This window comes from Cupriavidus sp. SHE, assembly GCF_000812445.1.
Classification (GTDB): domain Bacteria; phylum Pseudomonadota; class Gammaproteobacteria; order Burkholderiales; family Burkholderiaceae; genus Cupriavidus; species Cupriavidus metallidurans.
Map to the genome: position 1 here is coordinate 105,941 of NZ_JWMB01000027.1, position 24,039 is coordinate 129,979.

Annotated in this window: 23 protein-coding genes and 2 pseudogenes; 11 read left to right on the forward strand and 14 right to left on the reverse strand. The window is 61.2% G+C overall.

The window, feature by feature from the left end:
* Nucleotides 1–141 precede the first annotated feature (141 nt).
* Entirely contained in the window at nucleotides 142–1,329 is a 1,188-nt protein-coding gene (locus RN01_RS15455) for an MFS transporter (RefSeq protein WP_029700562.1), read from the reverse strand.
* A 27-nt stretch (nucleotides 1,330–1,356) separates the two neighbouring features.
* Nucleotides 1,357–1,890: a GNAT family N-acetyltransferase gene (locus RN01_RS15460; RefSeq protein ID WP_008652002.1), complete on the reverse strand. Its 534-nt coding sequence runs from the start codon at nucleotides 1,888–1,890 to the stop codon at nucleotides 1,357–1,359.
* Between the two features lie 299 nt (nucleotides 1,891–2,189).
* On the opposite strand from RN01_RS15460, the gene RN01_RS34900 reads away from it, so the two are divergent.
* Together RN01_RS34900 and RN01_RS15465 are read left to right on the forward strand one after the other, a co-directional pair.
* Complete coding sequence (locus RN01_RS34900) at nucleotides 2,190–2,318, forward strand: hypothetical protein (RefSeq protein WP_255354623.1); 129 nt, start codon at nucleotides 2,190–2,192, stop codon at nucleotides 2,316–2,318.
* Nucleotides 2,319–2,320: 2 nt separating this feature from the next.
* Nucleotides 2,321–3,430: a methyltransferase gene (locus RN01_RS15465; protein WP_024570983.1), complete on the forward strand. Its 1,110-nt coding sequence runs from the start codon at nucleotides 2,321–2,323 to the stop codon at nucleotides 3,428–3,430.
* Between the two features lie 87 nt (nucleotides 3,431–3,517).
* Here the strand turns inward: RN01_RS15465 and RN01_RS15470 are convergent, their stop codons facing one another.
* Nucleotides 3,518–4,576, reverse strand: coding sequence for an AraC family transcriptional regulator (locus RN01_RS15470; RefSeq protein ID WP_024570982.1), 1,059 nt, complete (start codon nucleotides 4,574–4,576; stop codon nucleotides 3,518–3,520).
* Between the two features lie 116 nt (nucleotides 4,577–4,692).
* Here RN01_RS15470 and RN01_RS15475 point away from each other — a divergent pair, with 116 nt between their 5' ends.
* The 5 genes from RN01_RS15475 to RN01_RS15495 all read left to right on the forward strand — a co-directional run bounded on the left by RN01_RS15475 (nucleotide 4,693) and on the right by RN01_RS15495 (nucleotide 9,687).
* On the forward strand, nucleotides 4,693–5,748 hold the full coding sequence (locus tag RN01_RS15475) for a 3-keto-5-aminohexanoate cleavage protein (RefSeq protein WP_024570981.1): 1,056 nt from the start codon (nucleotides 4,693–4,695) through the stop codon (nucleotides 5,746–5,748).
* A gap of 86 nt (nucleotides 5,749–5,834) precedes the next feature.
* On the forward strand, nucleotides 5,835–6,659 hold the full coding sequence (locus tag RN01_RS15480) for an SDR family NAD(P)-dependent oxidoreductase (protein WP_017514097.1): 825 nt from the start codon (nucleotides 5,835–5,837) through the stop codon (nucleotides 6,657–6,659).
* A 24-nt stretch (nucleotides 6,660–6,683) separates the two neighbouring features.
* Nucleotides 6,684–7,424, forward strand: coding sequence for a carboxymuconolactone decarboxylase family protein (locus tag RN01_RS15485; RefSeq protein WP_017514098.1), 741 nt, complete (start codon nucleotides 6,684–6,686; stop codon nucleotides 7,422–7,424).
* A gap of 50 nt (nucleotides 7,425–7,474) precedes the next feature.
* Nucleotides 7,475–8,830: an MFS transporter gene (locus RN01_RS15490; RefSeq protein WP_024570980.1), complete on the forward strand. Its 1,356-nt coding sequence runs from the start codon at nucleotides 7,475–7,477 to the stop codon at nucleotides 8,828–8,830.
* Nucleotides 8,831–9,186: 356 nt separating this feature from the next.
* Complete coding sequence (locus RN01_RS15495; RefSeq protein ID WP_017514099.1) at nucleotides 9,187–9,687, forward strand: hypothetical protein; 501 nt, start codon at nucleotides 9,187–9,189, stop codon at nucleotides 9,685–9,687.
* Between the two features lie 130 nt (nucleotides 9,688–9,817).
* Here the strand turns inward: RN01_RS15495 and RN01_RS15500 are convergent, their stop codons facing one another.
* The 5 genes from RN01_RS15500 to msuE form a co-directional block, all read right to left on the reverse strand.
* Nucleotides 9,818–10,690 carry a methylenetetrahydrofolate reductase gene (locus RN01_RS15500; RefSeq protein WP_017514100.1) on the reverse strand — a complete coding sequence of 291 codons (873 nt, stop codon included), beginning with the start codon at nucleotides 10,688–10,690 and terminating at the stop codon, nucleotides 9,818–9,820.
* 125 nt (nucleotides 10,691–10,815) lie between these two features.
* Complete coding sequence (locus RN01_RS15505; protein WP_024570978.1) at nucleotides 10,816–11,484, reverse strand: epoxyqueuosine reductase QueH; 669 nt, start codon at nucleotides 11,482–11,484, stop codon at nucleotides 10,816–10,818.
* Nucleotides 11,485–11,777: 293 nt separating this feature from the next.
* Nucleotides 11,778–12,806, reverse strand: coding sequence for a methionine synthase (locus tag RN01_RS15510; protein ID WP_017512679.1), 1,029 nt, complete (start codon nucleotides 12,804–12,806; stop codon nucleotides 11,778–11,780).
* A 29-nt stretch (nucleotides 12,807–12,835) separates the two neighbouring features.
* Nucleotides 12,836–13,819, reverse strand: a complete 984-nt coding sequence (locus tag RN01_RS15515; RefSeq protein ID WP_024570977.1) for a DUF1852 domain-containing protein — start codon at nucleotides 13,817–13,819, stop codon at nucleotides 12,836–12,838.
* A 66-nt stretch (nucleotides 13,820–13,885) separates the two neighbouring features.
* Entirely contained in the window at nucleotides 13,886–14,467 is a 582-nt protein-coding gene (msuE, locus tag RN01_RS15520; RefSeq protein WP_024570976.1) for an FMN reductase, read from the reverse strand.
* 469 nt (nucleotides 14,468–14,936) lie between these two features.
* Between msuE and RN01_RS34640 the strand changes: the two are divergent.
* A pseudogene (locus RN01_RS34640) lies at nucleotides 14,937–15,104 on the forward strand (LysR family transcriptional regulator); the annotation flags it as partial.
* Between the two features lie 351 nt (nucleotides 15,105–15,455).
* Complete coding sequence (locus tag RN01_RS15525; protein WP_017512683.1) at nucleotides 15,456–15,884, forward strand: hypothetical protein; 429 nt, start codon at nucleotides 15,456–15,458, stop codon at nucleotides 15,882–15,884.
* Nucleotides 15,885–16,081: 197 nt separating this feature from the next.
* On the opposite strand, the pseudogene RN01_RS35065 reads toward RN01_RS15525, so the two are convergent.
* A pseudogene (locus tag RN01_RS35065) lies at nucleotides 16,082–16,525 on the reverse strand (sulfatase-like hydrolase/transferase); the annotation flags it as partial.
* Nucleotides 16,526–16,895: 370 nt separating this feature from the next.
* Between RN01_RS35065 and RN01_RS15530 the strand changes: the two are divergent.
* Nucleotides 16,896–17,954: a 3-keto-5-aminohexanoate cleavage protein gene (locus RN01_RS15530; protein ID WP_017512684.1), complete on the forward strand. Its 1,059-nt coding sequence runs from the start codon at nucleotides 16,896–16,898 to the stop codon at nucleotides 17,952–17,954.
* Nucleotides 17,955–18,175: 221 nt separating this feature from the next.
* Here the strand turns inward: RN01_RS15530 and RN01_RS15535 are convergent, their stop codons facing one another.
* Complete coding sequence (locus RN01_RS15535; RefSeq protein WP_017512685.1) at nucleotides 18,176–18,625, reverse strand: hypothetical protein; 450 nt, start codon at nucleotides 18,623–18,625, stop codon at nucleotides 18,176–18,178.
* Nucleotides 18,626–18,652: 27 nt separating this feature from the next.
* The gene (locus tag RN01_RS15540; RefSeq protein ID WP_017512686.1) at nucleotides 18,653–19,435 is read right to left on the reverse strand and encodes a membrane protein; all 783 of its coding nucleotides are present in this window, start codon (nucleotides 19,433–19,435) and stop codon (nucleotides 18,653–18,655) included.
* 450 nt (nucleotides 19,436–19,885) lie between these two features.
* On the opposite strand from RN01_RS15540, the gene RN01_RS15545 reads away from it, so the two are divergent.
* Nucleotides 19,886–21,016: a porin gene (locus RN01_RS15545; RefSeq protein ID WP_029700560.1), complete on the forward strand. Its 1,131-nt coding sequence runs from the start codon at nucleotides 19,886–19,888 to the stop codon at nucleotides 21,014–21,016.
* Nucleotides 21,017–21,278: 262 nt separating this feature from the next.
* On the opposite strand, the gene RN01_RS15550 is transcribed toward RN01_RS15545, so the two are convergent.
* From RN01_RS15550 to RN01_RS15560, 3 genes are read right to left on the reverse strand one after another with little or no spacing between them, the layout of a single operon-like run.
* On the reverse strand, nucleotides 21,279–22,124 hold the full coding sequence (locus RN01_RS15550) for an ABC transporter permease (protein WP_051385325.1): 846 nt from the start codon (nucleotides 22,122–22,124) through the stop codon (nucleotides 21,279–21,281).
* A 16-nt stretch (nucleotides 22,125–22,140) separates the two neighbouring features.
* Nucleotides 22,141–22,938: an ABC transporter ATP-binding protein gene (locus RN01_RS15555; RefSeq protein ID WP_024570974.1), complete on the reverse strand. Its 798-nt coding sequence runs from the start codon at nucleotides 22,936–22,938 to the stop codon at nucleotides 22,141–22,143.
* A 51-nt stretch (nucleotides 22,939–22,989) separates the two neighbouring features.
* Nucleotides 22,990–24,000 carry an ABC transporter substrate-binding protein gene (locus RN01_RS15560; protein ID WP_017513755.1) on the reverse strand — a complete coding sequence of 337 codons (1,011 nt, stop codon included), beginning with the start codon at nucleotides 23,998–24,000 and terminating at the stop codon, nucleotides 22,990–22,992.
* Nucleotides 24,001–24,039 lie beyond the last annotated feature (39 nt).

The window sequence follows — 24,039 nt, forward strand, 5'->3', positions numbered from 1 at the left end:
ACCGGAACGGCTAGCAGCACGGCTCCTTGGAGTGCCCGTGACAGCACACGGCGGCTGCTCGAAATAAGTGTAGGTAAGAAAACGTGGTCGCACCGCGCTCAGGTGTCCGCCCTTGATCCCGCCGCATGGGTGGGTTGCCACTCACGCCGGGCGGCGACGAAGTAACAGGAAGCCCAGAATGCCCAGTATCGGGCCCGGCAGCAGAATCCAGGACGTCTTCAACCCCAGTTCGCCGAGGTAAGTGGACGCCAGCGCAATGGACACCACGGTCAGCGCGAAACCGATCGAGTTCTGAATGGCAAGCGCGCCCCCAACCAAGGTTGGCGGGCAGGCCCTGGCCGCCAGGGCCGAGAACTGTGGCGAGTCCGCGATGACGGTCGCCCCCCAGACCAGGAAGAAGAACAGCAGCCAACCCGGCGAGAGCGCATCGGCGGCGAATGGCAAGAGCAGGCAGCACGCGCCGGAGATCGCCAGAGCGCCCAGCGCCACACCGGCGCTATCCACCCAGCGGGTCAGCAGGCCACCCGCAATACAGCCAAGGGCGCCGATGCCGATGATCGCGAATGCCAGCGTGGAAATACTGAGTCCACCGAAAACGGACGGCAGCGACGAGCGGGCGACAAGCATCGGCAATACCGTCCAGAACGCGTAGAGCTCCCACATATGCCCGAAGTAGCCCACCGCCACCGCTCTGAACCGGCGATCGCGAAAGGCGCGCAGCGGATTGCCGGGGCTTGGCGCACCATGCCGGCGCACCGGCAGATGCGGCCCATTGCCCAGGCAGAGCACCAGCACCGCCGCCGCGCACGCCAGCACCGACGAGCCCGCCATGACGTACTGCCAGGGCCACTGGGCAGCCGCGATACGCAAGCCGTGTGGCAGCGCGGTCCCCAGCGTCAGCATTCCCACCAGCAACGCCAGCGCCGCGCCCGCCCTGTCCGGCGCCCAACTGATGATCAGCTTCATGCCGATCGGATAGATGCCCGCCAGGCACACCCCTACCGCGAACCGAAGCGCGATGGCGGCAGAGAAATCACCGGACAGGCAGGCGAACCACGCGTTGAACCCTGCCCCGAGCAGGGCCGCCAGACCGAAGATCCGGCTCGCGGAGAACCTGTCGGCGAGCCCCAGCAAGGCGAAAGCCATGGTGCCGAGAATGAACCCGGCCTGGACCGCCGCCGTCAGCGTGCCGATATTGGCTGCCGTCAGCCCCCACGTCCGGACGAGGTCGTCGGCGGCACTGTTGGCGCTGAACCAGAGTGACGTGCCAAACAACTGCGCGATGGCGATCGTCAGCACCGGCGAGAATTGAGCGGATCCCCGTTTCACGGTTGTGTTCGATCCGAGCCTGCGGGATTACCGCTGGGCGACGTCCGGGGTGCTGCGATGATCGATATTGAGCTGCATGAATACCAGGTCGAGCCACTTGCCGAACTTCATGCCGACCTCCTTCATCAGGCCGACCTGCTCGAAGCCAAGCTTCTCGTGCAGGCGGATCGAACTGGCATTTCCAGCCTCGATGGCGCCCACCATGATGTGCTTGTTCAGGTCGCGCGCGCGCTCGATAAGCGCCTGCATCATCAGCCCGGCAATGCCCCGGCCCCGCTGGTCGTTCCGGATATAGACCGAATGCTCCACCGTATGGCGATAGCCGTCGAAAGCACGCCAGTCGCCGAACGACGCATAGCCCACCACGGCCCCCGCCTCGTCCTGCGCGACCAGCACCGGAAAGCCCGCCTTGCGGCGCGCGGCCAGCCAGTCCTTGCGATTGTCCACGTCGACCAGCACTTCGTTCCAGATCGCCGTGGTGTTCGCCACCGCATCGTTATAGATCGCGCAAACCGCTTCCATGTCGTCCGGCGTGGCATCGCGAATCGTGATTTCTGACATTGTTTACCCCTTGTTTCCTGTTCCACCTTTTCAGGCGCAGACGCAAGCATCCGCTACCTCTTCGACCTTTGCAATCGGGCACATCGCAAGCCCTGTCCAACGGGTAGCCACCGACGTGACCGCCCGCCTGCTCGACATCGCGCATCTGGAAGCCCCGATCAACGTGGAGGTCACGTCCGACCCCGAGGTCCGTGCCCACCGCGATATCGATCTTCTCCCCGGAAATGATTGACGAAAGCGCTTCTGCTCGCACCCTTGCGGCTGATAACCTACCTTTGTCAGAATCGCCCGAGCCGGTCGTGAAAGATCAGAACGCTACAGAATCCGTCCGCATCCGCTTGATCAAGGCCGCACTGGATGGCGTCCTCGCCGACGACTATCACCACGTCACGACCCGCCGCATTGCCCAAATTCGCCAAGGAGAATGAGCATGACGTTCCAGATGAACGCAGGTGCCGTGCGCCGATTCGCCAAGGCCATGAGGTTCGGCGCCTGGCTTCAATCGATCACTGAGAGGATGACGCCAGCACCTTTCCGGCTGGTGCAGATCGGCTCGGCCTACTGGCAATCGAAAGCGCTCTACGTGGCGGCGAAGCTGGACCTGGCGACTGTCCTGGGAACGGCAACCCTGACGGCATCTGCGCTGGCCAGCCGCGTCGGCGCCAATGAAGATGCGCTCGGACGCCTGATGCGATTGCTTGCAGCCATGGGCATCTTCGAGGAAACGGCCCCCATGGTCTTCCGCAACAACAAGCTCTCCCGGTGCCTGGCGAGTGACGATCCCCAAAGCGTCCGGGCCATGATCCTGATGCACAACTCGGAAACCATGAGCCGCCCATGGTTCGAGCAACTGGAGGCCGGCATCCGCAGTGGCACGCCACCGTTTCTACTCAGCCACGGCGAGGACCTGTTTGATTACCTGGACCATCACGCCGATTTCGACCAGCTTTTCTCGGAAGCCATGAACAGCGTCGAGGCACTGGCTGGCGACGGCTTTGCCACGGATCTGGATTGGGCCCGGTTCGACCGCATCATCGACGTTGGCGGATCACGGGGCACCAAGTCGCTGGCGATCCTGCGACGCCATCCCAGGTTGACGGCACTGATCGTGGATCGGCCCCAGGTCATCGAGGAAGCTCAACGCTACTGGGCAGAGCACCATGCGGATGGCCTCGAACGCCTGCAATTTCAGGCTGCGAACCTGTTTGAAAGCCTGCCTGCCGCTGGTCCGAAGGATGTCTACCTGTACTCGGCCGTCCTGCATGGCTTTGACGACCCTACCTGCGTGCAGGCGTTACGACGGCTCCGCGAAGCCATCGGCAAAAGCGGCGCCCGCGTGGCAATCCTGGAGATCGTTGTTCCGGAAAAAGGCGCCGACATCTCCAGCGCATCGTTCGACATGCAGATGTTCGTCGGCAGCCGGGGGCGCGAACGCACGTTGACCGAATGGAAGGCAATCATTCAAGCCGGCGGCCTGGCGCTTGAAGAGGTCGTGCGTCTCCGGTCGCTCGGGAGCATTCTGGTGTTGCGTGCGGGGTGAAGTGGACGGTTGCGTTGAGAACGTTGAAAGAACGTTGAGTTGGTGCGATTGGGTCGTGAAGCGACAGGCAAGGGCTACTGGCCCAGATCAATCACGCTGCAAGGTGAGCCGGGGCCGGCGCCGCTGGCCGGCGCGCAAGGTGCCGGGCGCGACGCCCTGCCAGCGCATGAAGGCCTTGTTAAAGCCGGCCTGTGTCTTGAACCCCAATGCCCGCGCGACATCGCCAAGCTGCATGTCCGTATTGGCCAGCAGCCGTCGCGCCAGCGTATCGCGCTCCTCGTCCAGCAGTTGGGCAAACGAGGTGCCGTGATCCTGCAGGTGGCGATGCAACGTAAAGCGGTGAACCGCGAACAGCGCGGCCAGCCGCGGTGCGGTGCATTCGCCCAGCAGCATCAGGTCGCGGATTGCATGCCGAACCTGCCCAAGGAAATCCGGCGCGACATGCGACTCCAGTTCGCCCAGGTAGCGCACCACGGAGGACTCCACCGCCTCGCCTGCCACACCCCCGACGCCGCATCGTTGCTCGAGCGTGGCGGCCGGAAACACGAATTCGTCACGCGGCTGGCCGAAGCGGACATCGGAACCGAAGTGCGCCGCATACGGGCCAAGCTCCAACGGCGGCGGCCGCGACAAGGACACAGCCGCCGGCATCCAGAGCTTGCCGAGCACCAGGCGGAATAACTGGAGGTTGGCTGCCAGGTAGGCCGTCAGCAGCGCCTCACGGCCAGCAAAGACGCCGTCGATCTCAATTGAGAAGACGGCGTAGCCGTCGCGCACGGTCAGCGCCGTGTTGATGCCCCGGTACCAGATCCGACCATAGCGCAGCAGGCCCTCCGCGGCATCGCGCACGCTCCGAGAGGACAACAGCAGCAGGCGCAGCGGGCCGGCGTTCTCCATATTGGCGCGCGCGCCGACCAGCACTTCGAGATGGGGCCGGCCGGTCGCGTCCGCCGCATCAGCCAGGATGCGGCCGCATACCTGTAGCGCCAGGGGTGCCATGGGTTCATGCAGCGACGCGTGCCCGATCCCATGACGCGCCAGGATTGGCCAGGGATCGTCGCCCTGCGCCTGAAGAACTTCGACCACCCGCGCAAGCGTGCCGACTGGCACGGAGCGGCTCTCGGGCTTCAAGGTTCGGGTTTTCACCAGATGTGATCGTCAGATAAAAAATAGTGACAGAAGGATAAACGCAGGATCGGACAGCTGTCCAGAATACCTGCACCGCCCCCACTGCAAAGGGCTTCACCTTCAGGAGACTATTCATGCATTTTCTCGACGACAGCCTGCTTCCCGAGAACCAGGAAAAGCTGGTGATCCAGGTCGCGCCCTACGGCCCCCAGTTTCTGCCATCCGATTCGGACGACATTCCGGTGAGCATGGATGCTCAGATCCAGAAGGCCGTCGATTGCTATAACGCCGGCGCCACGGTGCTTCATGTGCATGTGCGCGAGGCAGACGGCAAGGGCTCCAAGCGCCTGTCGATGTTCAACGAGATGCTGGCCCGTCTGCGTGCCGCCGTTCCGGACATGGTGCTGCAGGTCGGCGGCTCGATCTCGTTTGCGCCGGAGGGCGAAGGCAAGGCCGCCGAATGGCTGGACTATGACAGTCGCCATATGCTGGCCGAACTGGATCCCAAGCCGGACCAGGTGACCATTGCGATCAACACCAGCCAGATGAATATCTGCGAGATGCTGACCGCCGACGACGTCAAAGGCACCATCCTCGAGAAGCCTGAATACTTCAAGGCGTACAGCGAGATGGTGGTCGACTCCAAGCCGTCGTTCTTCATCGAGCACCTGGAGCGCCTGAGCCGGGCCGGAATCCAGCCGCACTTCATGCTCGGTCACGTGGCCCAATTGGAGACCGTTGAGCGCCTGATCCGCAAGGGCCTGTATCGCGGCCCGCTGATCCTGAACTATGTCGCCATCGGCGGCGGCGCGGCCGGCCTGCACCCTGCTGACATGATCGAGTTCGCGCGCCGCACGCCGGACGGCGCGGTGCTGACGATCGAAAGCGCCATGCGCGCGGTGCTGCCGATGAACGCCATGGCGATCGCGCTGGGGCTGCATGTGCGCGTGGGCATCGAGGACAACCTGTGGGGCCGCAAAGGCGAACGCATGACCTCGGTGCAGCAAATCGAGCAGACCGTGCGTCTGGCGCGCGAGTTGGGCCGCGAGGTAGCCAACGGTAAGGAAGCGCGCCGCATCTACAAGATCGACGAGTGGTACGACAGCGCCGACGAAACCATCCGCCAGCTGGGCATGGCGCCGAACCGCAAACCAGGCCAGCGCGGCTTCACGGTGCCGGGCAGCGTCTGAGCACAGCCATGCCGCCACGTCACGCGCGGCGCTCCGCGCTGCGCGTGATGCTTACCTCCGAATACAGTTTCCGGCAGAGACCAATCATGAAGCTGAACAACAAGATCGCCTTGGTGACGGGCGTTGGTCCGGGCCTGGGCCAGGGCATCGCCGTGGCACTGGCACGCGCAGGCGCCGACCTGGTGATTTGCGACATCAACCCGGCGTCGCTGGCCGCCGCGCGCGAGGCGGTCCTCGCCGAGGGCCGCCGCTGCCTTTCCGTCGCTTGCGACGTGTCGTCGAGCCAGCAAGTGGCCGACATGTTTGCGCAGGCGCGCGAGACCTTCGGCACAGTACATATACTCGTCAACAATGCCGCGCTGACCCCCAACCGCCCGGTGGACACCGAGCGCCGCAACCAGCTTTATACGTACCTGCAAACGCCGCTGCCACGCGCGTCGCTCGGCTTCACCAGCGAGATCACCGACGAAGAATGGCTGCGATATTGGGGCGTAAACGTGCATGGCACCTTCTATTGCACCCGAGAAGCGCTCCGGCTGATGCAGCCGCAACGCTATGGTCGCATCGTCAATATCGCCTCGATCGCCGGGATCTCGTCAAAGAGCGCGCACAGCCCGCACTACAGCGCCACCAAGGGCGCCGTGGTGGCCTTCACGCGCTCCGTGGCGCTGGAAGTGGCCGGGGCGAACATCCACGTCAACGCGATGGCACCTGGCGGCGTCGCGACGCCGGCCTTCAACGAATTTCTGGAAAGGATCGGCGAGGACGGCCGCAACCGGCTCTGGCAAGGCTGCCCAGCAGGCCGCTTCGGCACCGTGGAGGAGTACGCCGCAACCGTGCTGCACCTCGCCAGTGACGAGCACTACCTCGTAGGCCAGGTCATCAGCCCAAATGGCGGCTCGGTGATCTGAGCCCGCCTTCAGACTTCGAAAACCATGCAACTCAATCTTTTTCCACACTACAAGGCGCTGCGCGATACCGGTGTGCTCGGCAGCGAGCTCGATCCGCTGACTGACTGGGATCCCGGCTGGATCGCTGGGTGGGTCGCACTGGCGCGCGATGCGCAAGCTGACGATGTGCTTGACCCCAAGCTGGTCGCGCTAATCCGCCTGAATCTCGATGTCACCGCCACCCACCTGTACAGGCCGGGTGTGTCCCGCCACGTGCGCGAGGCTATCCGCCTGGGCGCCACCCGCGCCGAGATCCTGGAAGTGTTCAAGCTGGCCAGCGTGGTCGGCATCCACGCCTGCGCGGTTGGCGTGCCGGCGCTGGCCGAAGAACTGGCGCGCGCTGGCATTCCCGATGACCCCGTGACGCCCGGCGCCACGCCGGTGTGCGACGCGGTGCGTGCCAACGGCATGTTCAATCCTCTTTGGGAAACGCTCTATCGCTGGGATCCCCAGTACCTTGAGAAATTCCTCGCAATGGGCTTCGGCTTGTGGAAGGACAACATCCTGCCGCCGCTGTGGATCGAGTTTCTCTGCATTGCCGGCGATGCCGCGATCACCCACATGTACGGCCACGGCACCCAGCGGCATATCGAAGCCGCGCTGCGGCTCGGCGCCACGCGCGCGCAGATCCTGGCGGTGCTGAAGATCGTCAGCCTGCAAGGCATCGAGGCCTGCGAACTCGCGGTGCCGATGCTCGACCGCGCCATGCGGGAAACCGCGGCCTGACCCCGGGGCCGGATCTGCCGGCCTCTTCCCGCAAAGCCCAGGAGTACGCCGTGCATCCAATCGCCCCCACTGCAGGCAATACAGCATCGCTCCCTCAGGACGCCGACACGCTCGCCGCCATCTATCGCAAGATCATGTGGCGGCTGCTGCCGTTCCTGTTCGTTGCCTACGTGCTGAACACGATCGACCGCATCAATATCTCGTTCGCCAAACTGCGCATGGCCAGCGACCTCGGACTCTCGGATGCCGCCTATGGCATCGGTGCGGCGGCCTTTTTCGCCGGGTACATCCTGTTCGAGGTGCCAAGCAACCTGTATATGCAGAAAATCGGCGCGCGCCTGACCATCACACGCATCATGCTGCTGTGGGGCCTCGTGACGATCGCCACCAGCCAGGTCAGCTCGCCGGAAGCGCTCTACGTCGCGCGCTTCCTGCTCGGCGTGGCCGAGGCAGGCTTCTTTCCGGGCGTCATCCTCTACCTGACCTACTGGTTCCCGACCCAGCGCCGTGGACGGATCACCTCGCTGTTCCTGATGTCTGGCACCTTCGCCGGAATGATCAGCGGCCCGCTGGCCGCGGCGATCATGCTGCACCTGGACGGATGGATGGGGCTGCGAGACTGGCAGGCGCTGTTTGTGGTGGAAGGCATCCCTGCGGTGCTGCTCGCCCTCGTCGCCTATCGTTTCCTCGACGACAGTCCGGCACAGGCGGCGTGGCTCAGTCCGACAGAGAAGTCACTGCTTGCCAGCGATCTTGGCAAAGAGGTCCACGCACAACAACACGGCGGGATCAAGGCCCTGCTCAAGGATCCACGCATCTACGTCATCGGCCTTACCTTTCTTTCGATCTATGCCAGCACCAATACCATCGCGTACTGGATGCCCACGCTGATCCAGGGCTTTGGTGAGGCCCAGGTGACACGCATCGGCTGGATCTCCACACTGCCCTATGTATTCGGACTGGTGACGATGTACCTGCTGGCGCGCAGCTCGGATCGCCACCTGGAACGGCGCTGGCACGTCGCGGGCTGCCTCCTGGTGGCAGCGGCCAGCTTCCTGCTGATGGGTATCGTGCGCGATGAACTGGTGCCTTCGGTGCTATGCATGACAATCGGCGCCGCGGCATGCCTGGCGGCGCTGCCGGTGTTCTGGACGATCCCGCCGGCATATCTCGGCGGCACGCAGGCGCCTGCCGGCATCGCCTTTGTCAGCAGCCTTGGGGGCGTGGCGGCCCTGCTGAGCCCGATTGCAGTGGGCGCGATCAAGACCCGCACTGGAGACCTTTACCTCGCGTTCGACCTGCTCGCTGCACTGCTGGCAGTGGGAGCGGTCGTTCTGTTGCTTGCGCTGCCGGCCCGGCTGCTGGGGCACAGCCGCCGGCCTGGCGATGGGGCCGGCCAGGGCTAGACAATGGAGCCCAACGCGCATGGCCCGTTGACAGAGGGGTTGGGAGGCGCCGCCCAGCGCCCAACCGCAGTTGGCTGAAGCGGGCTGCGGTTCGGCGGTTCGGCTAGGGACGGCCAAATGGCAAGGAGGGGTTGCGGATTCAACGGGTCAACCCCTTCACCGACGCTACGGAATTCGGATTGAGTACGAAGAAAGCGCACTGATGTACTGCACCCCTCCCGAGGCCGTTGCTCCACGAGTTCTCCCCCCTTGCGGCAGATGCACCATACACTGTATATTTGTACAGTATCTCGATTCAGCAGCCCCCCGGCCCGCAGCGACGGACCGCCTCCCCCAATTCCTTGACGACCATTTCCATGTCCCAAGACGACACCGCCCTTTTGGAAGACGACACCTCTCAAATCCATGAGCCCCGGCTTTGGCGAGACAAAGGCTGGACGGCGAAGGTGGTGAAGAACGAGGACGGCGAGGGGTGGGCGGTCGAGATGTTCCGCGACGGCAGCGCGGAACCTGCCCTCGTTGGCCCGTGGACAATGGGCAGAAACAAGGTCGATCCGAAGCCGCTCGACGCTACCGCACACCAGACATTAGTGAAGACGGCATCCGAGGTCATCCGCCGGCACGAGCAGCAATTGCACGCACGGCTCAACAAGCAAGTCTCCATCGAGATCGCCTCGCAGCTCGTGAATGTCAGGCTGGCGATCACGCCAGACGAATTCGAGCCATTCGGCACACTGACGGCCCTTGATTCGTTCGGGGACGTTCTCGCAAGCGTCAATGTGCAACCGGACTTTCGTTTGACGACGGAAAGCGCAACAAGATGGGCCGAGGGCGGATTTGGTCAGATCCGGCATTGACGGGGTAGCCAGAGTGACCCCTCAACATACACACCTGGATTGCAGACAATACGAAGATCGCACCTCAAAACCGGTGCCGAGCTTCGCGCAGCTTGGTGAGTTGCACTGAATCTGCCCCTAAGGGTGCAAATCAAAAGCGTAGGGGCTCCGCGCGAGCGCGGTACTGCTCTATCCACCTTACAGACTGTGCGATGCCTCCGAATGGAAAGAAATGCAAGCTCACCTTTCCATGCGCTTCTGTCAGGCCCGTGGCCAGACGATCAACAAAAAGATCCGGCCCCGCCGTACCGAACAGCTTGCCGATTGAAACGCCGTACTTGGACCACATCGATGCGCAAGCGCTGACGCCGCACAATGCGGCATAGCGCGCGAGCACTGTGACACCCGCCGGACCCGGCACGCCCACGCGCACTGGATGTTCAATGCCACGCTCGCGCAGCGCTTTCAACCATGTCAACACGATGTCAGCGTCAAATGCGAACTGCGTGACGATCAAAGGCGTCATGCCGCGCCTTTTGATGCTGTGGCACTTGCGTTCGAGCACATCCCACCGATCGGCCGCGCTCATGACCGGATGACCGTCTGGATGACCACCCACGCCGATCACCTTGATGCCCGAATGCTCGAAAACTCCAGTTTCGATTAGCGAGGAACTGTCGGGAAATGGCCCCATCGGGGTGGACGGATCTCCAGCGATCACGAAGCAGCGCTCGACGCCGGCTTCAGCGACCGCGCGCTTGACGAACGATTGAAGCTCGGCGAGCGAGGAAACACGGCGCGCAGAAAAGTGCGGCATGGGCTCAAAGCCGAGTCTGCGGACCGCCCGCGCTGCGGCCAGTCGCGCGTCGTCGTCCTCGCGTGGCAGGTACGGAATGGAAATTGTTGCCGCGGGCACCATTCGGGGCGCCGCCGCGGTCAGCGCAGCGATGTCCTTCGCGCTGACTTCCAACGAATAGGCGTCGGTGATGCTGCTAACGGGCCTGGGCTTGTCGGGATTAATCAAGGGTCTCGCAATACTTGGCAAATATTGGGGCAACTCCGACACGCCAGCGCTAATCGGCCGGGCTAGAAGCCATTCAACGCATTCAGGAGGCCCCGGGGGTCGCGTCGCTCATCCGACGCGGCACATCAGTCTTTTGCTGGTTCCTCGTCGCCGTAGAATTTCACGCCCAACTGGATGCGCTCACGGCCGTTTTCCACCCGATGCCTGTTCGTGTCGCGCAGCGAGTAGACGCAGCCGCAGTACTCCTGCTGGTAGAAATTTTCGCGCTTGCTGATCTCGATCATGCGCGCGGAGCCGCCGGCCTTGCGCCAGTTGTATTCCCAGTACATCAGGTCGGGGTACCTGGCCGCCGCACGCACGCCGCAGTCGTTGATCTGCTGCATGTTCTTCCAGCGCGAAATACCCAGAGAACTGGAAATCACCGGAAAGCCGTGCTCATGCGCATACAAAGCCGTGCGCTCGAAACGCATGTCGAAGCACATCGTGCAGCGCACGCCGCGCTCAGGCTCGTGCTCCATGCCCTGCGCCCGTTCGAACCAGTTGTCCCGGTCGTAGTCCGCATCGATGAAGGGAACCCCGAACTGCTCGGCGAAGCGGATGTTCTCGTTCTTGCGCAGCTCGTATTCCTTGAGCGGATGGATGTTGGGGTTATAGAAGAAGATGGTGTAGTCGATGCCGGAGGCCAGCATGGCCTCCATGACCTCGCCCGAGCAGGGCGCGCAGCAGGAATGCAGCAGCACCTTGTCGTGACCGCCGGGCAGCGGAAGCGGCCTGCGTTCGATGGTGGTGTTCATCAGTTGGCTCCTGGCGCAATGGCGGTGGCAGTGACAGGCATTTGGCAATGCTTGTAGCCACCGGGCAGGTATCACGATGCCAGCGCGCCAATGCGGGATATCTGAGCACCGAGCGTGATCAGCGGGTGCAGGCCACGGAAGGGTTTTGGAGGGAGGGGCCGAACTAACAGCGGACCAGTCAGTTCCGCGCGATAGAACATTGGCCGATATCAACGGAACCAGCAGCAGCCCATTCCACGGCCTTCAATCTACCGGGGCAATCCCTCCGCACCACTTCCTGCTTTAGCTCAGCACTAGGCCGGGAGTTCCCCTCGGATGATTTCCGCGCCCGCACTGAGAGCATTTAGCTTGCCTCTTGCCACTCCGCGAGGTAAGGGCGCCATGCCACAGTTAGTGCAAGGATAGAGCTTGTCGGCATCCACAAACCGAAGCGCCTTCCGTAGGGTATTAGCGACTTCCTCTGGCGTCTCAATGGTATTAGTTGCCACGTCAATGGCCCCTACCATCACTTTCTTGCCACGAATGAGTTCAATCAGGTCAATTGGGACATGAGAGTTGTGGCATTCCAGGGAGATAATATCGATGCTGGATTTCTGCAGCTTGGGAAAAGATTCTTCATACTGACGCCATTCAGACCCCAGCGTCTTTTTCCAGTCAGTATTGGCCTTGATGCCGTAACCATAACAAATATGGACAGCAGTTTCACATTTAAGCCCTTCAATCGCCCTTTCCAGCGTGGCAACGCCCCAATCATTCACCTCATCAAAGAAGACATTGAATGCAGGCTCGTCAAATTGAATAATATCAACGCCAGCGGCCTCGAGTTCCCTGGCTTCCTGATTGAGGATTGTAGCGAACTCCCAGGCCAGCTTTTCGCGGCTCTTATAATGGTTATCATAGAGCGTATCAATCATCGTCATGGGACCCGGCAGGGCCCATTTAATGGGTTGCCTGGTTTGCTGACGCAGAAACTTGGCGTCCTCAACAAAAACGGGCTTCTGGCGGCTCACTGCACCAACGACTGTCGGCACGCTCGCATCGTACCGGTCGCGAATTCTAACGGTCTCACGTTTCTCGAAATCAACCCCGCTTAGATGTTCAATAAACGTGGTGACAAAATGCTGACGAGTTTGCTCGCCATCACTGACAATATCAATGCCTGCTTGCTGCTGTTCTTGCAGTGACAAACGCAAGGCATCTTGCTTACCCTCAATTAGCGCCTCGTCTTGTAGTTTCCAAGGCGACCAAAGTTTCTCGGGTTGCGCAAGCCAGGAAGGTTTGGGCAAGCTGCCGGCAGTCGAGGTAGGGAGTAGTTTTTTCATGGCAAATGATCTCGTATGTTTTTGATTAATTAGAGAGCGCAATTGTCAGCCCATTGTTCGAGAATGCTCTTGTACGGTTTGATAAAGCGCTCCTCCGCAAACTTTCCTTGCTTAATAGCCAGCTGACTACGCTCCACCCGATCATAGACAATTTGCGTCAATGAATAATCCAGGTTCTTCAAGCTAGGTTGATATACCTTCCCTGCCGAAGAATTGGCGTTGTAAATCTCGGGCCGATAAATTTTTTGAAATGTCTCCATCGTGCTGATGGTGCCGATAAGCTCAAGATTGGTGTAATCAAGGAGCAGATCGCCGAGAAAATAGAAGGCCAATGGTGCAGAACTATTGGGAGGCATGAAAAACCTAACCTGCAACCCCATCTTTTCGAAATACTGATCTGTCGAGGAAGATTCGTTTTGTTGATACTCGACGCCCAGTATGGGGTGCCTGTTCTCGGTTCGATGATAAGTCTTGCTGCTTGAGGCGCTGATGCAGATGACGGGCGGCTTATTGAAGTTTTCTTTGTAAACATCCGAGTTTACGAAGCTCTTGAATAGCTTTCCGTGCAAATCACCAAAATCATCAGGCGTGCTGAATGTGGATTTATTATTATTGTGCTCTGGCAGCAGTACGCTGAAGTCGTAATCGCGCACGTAAGAGGAAAAATTATTTCCCACGATACCATCAATGCGTTCGCCGGTCTTTTTGTCGACGATATTGGTTTTCAATATCTCGATCAACGGGAACACTTCGTTACCGCCTTCGGTATCAACGCCCATTTCTACGGAGATGATCTCGAGATCGACAGAATAACGATCACCTCCCGGGTTATCCCAATACGCCAGGTTATTGAAACGATTGTCAATCATCCTTAGCGTGTTGCGCAAATTTTCCTGGCGACTCTCTCCGCGGGCCAGATTAGCAAAGTTGGTTGTTATGCGAGTACTGTCCGATGGCTGATAGTTTTCATCGAAACAAATGCTCTTGATGCTAAATGTAAACGCTTTATTCATTGCGATCTGATGCCCCGGTTTCTAATAGAAAACTTGAATCTATTTCTTGCTTATTGAGCCCGTTCTTCAGGCCGCGACCACTTCCTCAGCGTTGGCAGATCTTGTATGACGCGTCAGTTCGACCAACGGCAGTGCACGTTGGACCGCCAGTCTGGCCCGCTGGATCAGGGCCCCGTTCTGCAGGCGGTAGTCGACGAAATCCTTGTCGGTGGCGTAGACGCCCAACGGCAAGGTACGTGCTTGGAAGAAGCTGAACAGCGGCCGCAACTGGTGGTCGATCATCAGGGCATGGCGTTCGCTGCCGCCTGTGGCAGCCAACAAGACCGGCTTGTCGACCAATGCGTCCTGATCAATGAAGTCGAAGAAATGCTTGAACAGCCCCGTGTAGGAACCGCGGAAGACCGGTGTTGCCACCACCAGGACGTCAGCCTGCTCGACTGCCGCAAGTTCCCGCTCCACCGTGTCAGGCAGTTGAGAGCGCCAGACTGCACCGGCAAGCTGCGGCGCGAGCTGACCCACTTCGACCAGGCGCGGTTCGCACGGGACTTCTTCGGCGATCAGGTCCAACAGTTGCTCTGCCAGGGCAGCAGACTTGGAGGGGCGTTGCAGGCCACCGGAGACCGCTACGACGCGGAGTGGAAGTGTCATTTTTGCGTTCATATGGATAAATCTGCGCGGCGCCGGGCAACCCGATGCGCACCGCATGCAAGCACGTTGACTAAACCAACAGTGCGCATTAACAGCAGGCCATCGTCGTTGCTCGCGCGGATCGTTTGGCCGAGGCGGCGCATTGCCCGCCGTTTGCTGCCATCCCGTCAAGCAAGGTGCAAACCTACTGCACGGTTTTAAGCATGCTTTGCCAATCCGCCACGTTGGAGATAAGCCAGCAAGCCACCGCTCAACGACGAAACCTGCTTAAACGCCAGCGCAACCGGAGCTTGTGGGTAACGGCCATGAGGGCTCCGGTGAATGCGAACAAACAGTAGGAGCGGATGCTAGCGATAGCCGCGCATGAAGTAAAATGGTTAAAACTCACACGTCGATGAATGCAATTCATATCACTGATTGAACGCATCCACGCCGGCAACGTTGGCAAGTCGCGCAACAAGAGGTGTTGACGGCCAAGATGGACGTGGTGCCCGTAGGACTGAGCGTGCGCGGCATCGCCAAACAGATCCTCCTGGGGGCACGCGAGGCGGACATCGCCAAAGTGGTCGAGTCCATCTCCCAGATGGAGGCGTCTGTCGGCACCTTTCAACCTGGTATTCGTGTCGCCTGGACTTGAGCAGCCCGTTGAGCAGCCCGTTGCTTCCCTAGGGCGGACCTTGCACAACGGCCTGCATTGGGCAACTACAAGCTACCCAGCCTCAGCCAGACCCAGGAGAGGTCTCGCGCGTTCCCACCAGTGCGGGATTCGATCCGTTCCGAGCAGCGCCGCTTTTGGTCAGGACGTGACAACCAAAGCGCGATTCGCCCGATCTTCCTCTGTCAGCGACTTTCACCCTTTAACTCCTTGCGGGTTCGCGGGCGAACACTGTATATTTATACAGTTGTCGCAGCACCCCGGAAAAGCTGGCTCCTGCAGTCGAGCCCGAGCGGCGCCTGCGCTTTCTCTCCTCCACCTCGAAAGGCAATCATGTTCGTGGACCGCACCGAAATCATCAACGCCGCCAAGGCACTGCGCGCCAGCCAGGAAGAATCCAGGTACAGCAAGCTCGTCGCGCTCGCGAACAAGCAACTCAAGGCGATGCAAACGGCAATCCAGAAGGGCAAGGAAGAATTCGAGACCAGACTGGTACTCGACATCAACGAAGATAATCCGCAAGCAGCGCTGGAACCACGCGCGCAACGGCTAGCCGAAGACCTCAGAGCGCAGGGCTACACCGCAACGGTGACCACGTTTGCCGAGGTCAGCACCGACCGCAAGAACTGGACGCCGAATATCACTGTCGCCATCGGTCTGGGCGACTTGGTTTCCGATGTCGACAGCAAGTTAGCGGCAAGCACGGTGACCGACGAGGCCGAGGTCGCGCTGGCTGGCGAAGCTGTCAGCGAAATGGCCTGACAGCCGGCGGGCAATCCAAAATAAGGGACGGCATCACCGGGCTTTGCGCACGGTCGCGTGTGTGATGGCTGTTCCCGCAAGGGAAAGCTGCACGCAATCTTCCCGTGGCGCATAGCGAGAAATGAGTTGCCGGCAAGTGGCTTCTGCACGATGCCATTGACCGTCTTCGGCATTGAAATGTGCGGCGCCTCGAGAATGGTCGGCATAACGTCCACCAGGTGAAGGAACGCTTCACGGGGCTTTTCGTCGTGCTTGATCCGCACCGGCCATGCCACGACCATCGGATTCCGCGATCCGCCCAAGTGCGGCGCTACCTGCTTTCTCCACTGAAAAGGCGTGTTACCTGCCCAAACCCAACTTATAGGGTAGTGCCGTTCCGATCCGGGGCCGCCCAGTTGTGCGACTCGTTTCAGGTTGTCCTCAATCGGCGTTGGCACGCCGTTCAGTGACTTGATCTCGTTGAACGTGCCATCGGGGCCACCTTCGCCAGACGCGCCGTTGTCGCCGACAACGTAGATGATCAGTATGTCGTCGGCATCCGGGAGTTGCCCTACCGTCTCAAGCAGGTGTCCAACTTCGCGGTCGGCGTTGACAGTTGTCCCATGTGGGCACCCAGTTCGGCCTCGGCGTCGGTTTTGTATCCGGGGGGACGATGCCCATCCTCACCTGGCTCTGGACGACCACCTCGCCGCCCTACCCTGGCGGCCACTTCTATTCCGACTGCACGAGGGAGTGCATTTCGCCTCGCGTCTTTACCTAGGGGTTCCGAGGGGGTGTCCCGGTTCGTTAAATCTATGTCCCCATATGACAAATGAACTGGCCGATCTTCGCAAATAATGGCTGGGTTGGGGCCAGTCGGTATCGGTCTCGATTAAATCCGGCAGCGCTACCCCGAGCCTGTGGCAGTTCTTGATCGACAGGAGCACCAAGCCGGTACTTCCCGTACTTCATATTTGCTGGAAGTGGTAGCGCCAAAAGCCAAGCTCCACAATCTCTCTTCCCGGACCTGCCATGAACTTTCTTGACGGACACCTGTTCCCCGAAAACCAGCAACCGCTGATCATCACCGCTGCGCCTTATGCGCCCTCGTGGGTTCCGTCGGACTTTCCCGAGGAGATCCCTGTCACCATGGAGGAGCAAATCCAGAAAGCCGTGGATTGCTACAACGCCGGCGCCACCGTGCTGCACCTTCATGTGCGCGAACTCGACGGCAAGGGCTCCAAGCGTCTGTCCAAGTTCAATGAGCTGATCGCCGGCGTCCGCGCCCGCGTGCCGGAGATGATTATCCAGGTCGGCGGATCCATCAGTTTCGCTCCCGAAACCGAAGGCGCGGCAGCAAAGTGGCTCTCGGATGACACGCGCCACATGCTGGCCGACCTCGACCCCAAGCCCGACCAAGTGACGGTCACCGTCAATACGTCGCAGATGAACGTTCTCGAGCAGTTCGACCACCGCGACATCGTGGGCAGCTCGATGGAAGATCCCGCGGTCTTCAATGCGTACAAGGAAATGACGGTGCCGGCGCAGCCGGGCTGGGTGGAGGAGCACGTCCGCCGCCTGACCGCAGCGGGGATCCAGAGCGCCTTCCAGTGCTACAACGTCAACAGCTTCGAGTCCGTGGAACGGCTGATGCGCCGCGGGATCTACAAAGGCCCGCTGGTCATGAACTGGGTGGCGATTGGCGGCGGCATGGACTCGCCGACCGTCTACAGCCTCGCCAACTTCATGCGCGGTGTGCCGGATGGCGCAGTCGTGACGGTGGAAAGCTCGGTACTCAACGTGCTGCCAGTCAACACCATCGGTATTGCGATGGGGCTGCATGTTCGCTGCGGCACGGAAGACAATCTCTGGAACCAGACGCGGACCAAGAAGATTGGCACCGCAGCACAGATCGAGCAACTGGTGCGCATCTCTCGCGAGCTGAGCCGCCCGATCGCTACCGCTAAGGAAGCGCGCGAAATGTGCAAGATCGGCGTGTTCTACGACACGGTAGAAGAATCGCTGGAAGCCAACGGGTTCGCACCCAATCGAAACGGTGGACGTCAAGGCTTCCTGCAGAAGGCTGCCTGATCAGGCTTCTGCTCTTGGGGGGCCTTAGCGCCCCTTCGAACGTCGATGTCTGCGCCGCCCTCTCAATTTGAGAGGGCGTTTTTCTTGGCTCATCGCCGATTTCCGTGGAGGGCTGATGGCTGGCGGCTGAGTCGGGCCAGGAGCGGTCATCACTGCCGAGACTGCTGGATGACCGAGTTGGGTCGGAGAACGCCCCACCCATCGCCCTAATGCGATGTCACCTACTTGCCCTGAAGCCCATCGAACGTCTTCAGCAATTCCACCACCGCCTGCTTGCAATCGGCCTGACTTGGCGCGTCGGCGCGCAGCGCGGCGAATGCGCGGTCAATAGCCTTGTCGAGAACGTGCCAGTCGTCCGCCGCCCTGGGTTTCAAGCCCGCTTCGGCCGCATCCCAGGCGACCTCCAGATCCTTGATGCGCGTCTTCGCCGCAGGTAGATCGCCCTTGTCGACGATAAGACCGACGTCCGCCGCGATGTGGCGGAAAGCCGTCAGGTCTCCCAACTTGGACGCGGCCTTAGGCTGAGCGGCAGGGCTGGCCTGAGCCGATGCGTTAGGGGCGGCGCCTGCTGCAGGTTCATCGGCTGACCTGGAGCATCCGACTGTAAAGGCGAGAACAACAGTGGCTAACACGGCGGCAACGGGACGCGCGAGCGATTGGAACTGAGGCATGGAGTTTCCTTGAGTGCGAGTTGGAGGTTATTCAGTGGCCTGTTCGTTCCTGCCGTTGTCGAAGCCGAACTGTGCGACAGCCACCAGTATCACGATCATGGACAGGAACAGGGCACTCGTCCACATGGCACCCATGCCGAAGCCGCCGTATGTCCTGGCCTGCGTCAGTAGATCACCGAGCGCGGCGCCAAAGGGGCGCGTGAGGACGTAGGCCATCCAGAAGGTCAGCACGGTGTTGCCGCCGATTCGCCAGATTGCGTAGGTCATGCCGATCAGCAAACCGAACGCAATCGCGCCCCAGGTGAAGCCAAGCCCAAGCGCCTCGGTGGCCAGGTCGCCGGCCGCCGTGCCGAGGGCGAACGTGCAGAGGATGGCTGCCCAGTAGAACCGTTCCCGCTTGCGTGTGTCGATGGACTGGATGGACAGGGTGCCCTCCACCCGGTACCAGACCCAGAACAGGGCAGCGAGCACTACGGCGAAGACCGATGTGCTGACGTACAGGCTGACACCGAGGCCATCGGTAAGCAGGTCGGTAATCTGCGTGCCAACCACGCTCACAAGCACAACCGTAAGCCAGTAGATCCAGGGGGCGTAGCGCCGCGTGCGCAACTGCATGAACAAGGCCGCCGCCAGCAACGTACCCATCAAGGCACCGGTCAAGCCCTGTCCCCAGCCGGCATTGACTGCCAGGAAGTCAGCGCCCGTCTCGCCTACCGTGGTGGACAGGATCTTGATGATCCAGAACGAGAAGGTGATTTCAGGGACTTTGTTGAGCCAGTTGGTTGGTCTGGTTGCTGGCAGTGCGTGCATTGTGTGCTCTCCGGCATAGGCGTATGAGCGGAGTCTGGCTGGGTTGACTTAGCTCCCCCTTAGGCTGCCAACGTCCCTAAGCGCCGCATCTACGTCGCGCACAAGCTCGCGCATGTGGTCCTGCACTCGGGCCCTGCTCGACCTCAATACCGACATCCAACGCGCGGCGTGGAGCGAGTGAACAGGACCTAGCAGGATGGATCGCCTGCGCAAGCCGGTGCGATTCGGATGCGCTGCCCTGCCCGCCGGGTCCGCCAGGTGTCAAGCGTCGCCAGCGCGCAACATTCCCCAGCATCCCCACTTCCCCGGGCGCCCCGCCAGCCGGGCAGGAAAGCCGGATGAAGGCTTTGCCCCACTACGATCCAACGGACTGCTCATTGGCAGGCCGCCGTCGCGCGTACTGGTCACGGGCAGCGTCACCACACCCACTACAAGTAAGAGCCCGAGGAGATGATCTTGAAGAGCAAGTACACCGCGCTGGCACTCGCAGTTGGCGCCGTCTGCGCCGGACAGGCCCAGGCCCAATCCAACGTCACGCTGTACGGCCTGATCGACACGACCCTGAGCACGATCAGCAACGCCGATGCCCAGGGCCACCGCCTGACCGGCTTTCATCAACCCGCCTGGTTCAGCGGCAACCGCTGGGGCCTGACGGGCGCCGAAGACCTTGGTGCCGGCACCAAGGCCATCTTCAAACTGGAGAGTGAGTTTCAGAGCTTCGATGGCGCCATGGATACACCCGGCGTGCTGTTCAACCGCGACGCCTGGGTCGGCATCGATAACGCCACGCTTGGCAAGATCACATTTGGTCGCCAGGATGCGATCGCGCGCGATCCGATCGCCTCGGGCATCTACGGCGACCCCTACGGCTCAGCCGTACTGACCACCGAGGAAGGCGGCTATACCAACAACAACAACTTCAAGCAGCTTGTGTTCTACGCGGGCAGCGCCACCGGCACCCGCATGAACAACGGCGTGGTGTGGAAAAAGATCTGGGACAATGGCCTCGTGGCGGGCGCCGGCTACCAGTTCGGCGAAACGCCGGGCAATCCATCAAGGAACACCACGGAGAGCGTGACGCTCGGCTACAACGGCTCCAACTTCCACGTATCAGGCTTCTACACCCAGGCCAAGCTGGGTGACCTGTGGCACCGTTCGTACTCCGTCGGCGGCAACTACATCTGGGGCATCGTGCGCGCGAATGCCGGTTACTTCCACTACACGGCGGACCAGGGAGCGCTTGGCATGCGTCGTGACGATGCCTACACGGTGTCGCTCAAGATCGCGCCGGCTGGTGCGTTCGACTATGCCATCGGCTACCAGATGATGAAGGCCGGAAATGCCGCACTCAACGCAGACGGGTTCACGCTGAACGCATTCACCGACACGTCGGCGTCGACCGTCACGGACAGCGGCCGGAAGAACACAATCTACGGCTCGATCTTCTATCACTTCTCCAAGCGTACCGAAGTCTATCTGGCGGCCGATTACATGTTCCTGCAGCACGGCTACCACGCATCGCAGTCCAACGGTTTCTCGCACCAGAGCGAGTTCGCGGTCGGCATGCGGACCCGCTTCTGACCCGCGTCTGACCCGTTGGCGGCGCACCTGCGCCGCCACACGGTTCAGTGCTTTCCGATACTTTCCTTTTCGCCGGCCCACAAGGCCGGCTTTTTTACGCCCGCTCCGCGCCTGCTTTCAGGCCACGCGCGTTCCTGTCCTTGGGCACACCGGCCGGATGCCAAACGAAAAAAACCACGCCTGCGATGAGCAGGCGTGGGAAATGGAGAAACTGAATCGACCTTCGTGTGCGAACTATATACTTGCCCGGGAGATCGGCATGTCAACCCAGGCTGCTCGGCTTCCACTTGAGCAGGCGCTTCTCCACGCTGGTGAGCAGGTAGTCGGCAGCGAGTGCCACGACCGCCAGCACGATCATCGCCGCGAATACGCCGCTGGCGTTGAACGCCCCCTGTGCCGTGGCGATCAGCAGACCGATACCCTGCTTCGAGCCGAGGAACTCGCCAACTACCGCCCCCACCAGGGCAAAGCCGAAGCTCACATGCAGGCTGGCCAGGATCCAGCTCAGGGCCGAAGGCACGACCACCGAGAACGTGAGCTGACGCTTTGACGCTCCCAGGATCTGGGCATTGGCAATCAGGTACCGGTCAGCCTCACGCACCCCCTGGAACGCGTTGCCGAACACAACGAAGAACACCATTACCACCGCCAGCGCCACCTTCGATGCCATGCCGAGGCCAAGCGCGATAACGAAGATCGAGCCAAGCACCACCCGAGGAATCGAGTTCGCGATCTGGATATAGATGCTGAACACATCCGCCAGAAGCTTGTTTCGTCCCAGGATGATGCCGCACAGCACCCCCGCCACCGAGCCGATCAGGAAACCCAGCCCGGTTTCTTCGAGTGTCACCCACACCTGGGTCAGAAGCGGCCCTTGCGAGGTGCCATTCACCAGCCAGTCCTGAATCTGCTCGGCAATCAGCGACGGCATGGAGAAGAAGAATGGGTCGATCCAATGCAACCGCCCCGCCAACTCCCAGCCGCCCAGCACCACCACCAGCAGCAGGATGCGTAGCCAGAAGATCAGCCAGTAGCGACGACGCACGCGCGCCCTGGCTTCTGCCTCGAAAGCCTCGTCCTGCGCGGCCATTGCGATGTTTCCTTCCATGGTCTTGTTGTAGGCGTCAGTCAATGTGAACCTCTTCGCGCAGGTCAGCCCAGATCTCCCGTGAAAGCTCGACGAAACGCTTGTCGTAGCGGATCTCCGAGGTCACGCGCGGGCGGGGCAGGTCGATTTCATAGACCCGTTTGAGCGTGGCCGGTCGCGCTGTCAGTACCAGCACGCGATCCGCCATCGCAATCGCCTCCTCCAGATCGTGCGTGACAAAGACCACCGAGCCCGCCGTCTGCGACCACAACTGCAGCAATTCGTCCTGCATCAGCGTGCGGGTCTGCATGTCGAGCGCGCTGAACGGCTCGTCCATCAACAGGATCTGCGGATTGTTGATAAAGGTCTGGGCCAGTGCCACACGCTTGCGCATGCCGCCCGAGAGTTGGTGCGGATAGTGGTTCGAGAATTTGGCCAGGCCCACCTTCCGGATCCAGGTTTCAGCCAGATCGTAGGCGGCATCGCGCGAGCTTCCGCGAAAGAGCGGGCCCGCCGCCACGTTGTGCAGCACTGTGCGCCAGGGGAACACGGCGTCGGCCTGGAAGACGAAGCCGATGCGCGGGTCGATGCCGTCGACAGGCCTGCCCATCACGCGCACCGCGCCGGAACTGGGGCGCAGCAGCCCCGTGATCAGGCTCAACGTAGTGGACTTGCCGCAGCCGGTGGGTCCGACGATCGCCACGAACTCGCCGTTGCCGACCGTCATCGAGAAATCGCGCAGAGCGACCGTGGCAGTGCCGTCCGGCGAGATGAAGCGACAGGAAACACCGTCGAACTCGATGGCCGGCGTGTCCTGCAATACAGAATCAATCATGAAGAAGTCCTTGTGGCCGGCGCTTTATGGCCACGCTATCGTGGCAACGGCCTACTTGGCCTGATCGACAAACGCATTGGTGTAGGTGCGGCTCAGCTCGATGTGCTTGCCCTTGACGGTCGGGTCGAACGACGCCAGCACCTTCAGGACGGTCTCCGGTCCGCCCGCCGGCATCTTGCCGTCGGCCGTAAACATCGGCATCGACGCAGCCAGCGCTTTGACATACAGCTCGCGGTTGTTGCCGTAGTAGTCCTTGGGCATCCTTTGCGCGATCTCATCACTGGTATGGGTCTTCATGAAGTGCAGGGTTTTGACAAACGCCCGCGCCAGCTTCTGCACCTGGTCCTTGTGGGTGTCCACCCATGCTCGCTGCATGTAGAGGCTGGATGCCGGATAGAGTCCGCCCAGCGCCTGGGTGGTACCTTCCACCGTTCGCATATCCACCAGCACCTGCGCCTCGCCGGTCTTCTGCAGTTGCGAGATCGTCGGCTCGGTAGTCATGCCCGCGTCGATGCGGCCCTGCCGAATCGCGGCAATGAACGTGGCATCCGCGCCGACAGGCAATACCGTGAACTGACTCGACGTCACGCCCGCCCGGAAGGCCAGGTACTGCGTCAGGAAGTTGGTCGACGATCCCAGCCCGGTCACGCCCAGCGTCTTGCCCTTGATATCGGCCATGCTGCGAATCTGGCTCGCGGCCCGGGTGGCCACCATCTCGGCCTCGCCTGGCACCTGGCCGAACACGACGACGGCCTCGACTTCCTTGCCCTTGCTCTGCAGGTCGATCGTGTGGTCATAGAAACCGACCACGCCTTGCACGGCGCCAGCCAGCAGTTCGTTCTCCGCATCGACGCCCGCCGGTTGTGACTGAATCTCCACGTCCAGCCCTTCATCCTTGAAGTAGCCAAGCTGCTCGGTCAGTTTGGCGGGCAGATAGATGATCTTGGTAGCGCCACCGACCATGATCGTGAGCTTGTTGCCGCCATCTGCCGCCAGTGCCGTGCCGGATACGGCCAGCATGGACAGCAAGGTGGCCAGCGCGCGGGTCCGCAAGGGATTCATGCCTGTCTCCGTCCTTTTCGGTTCTTGATCGGGAAGTGC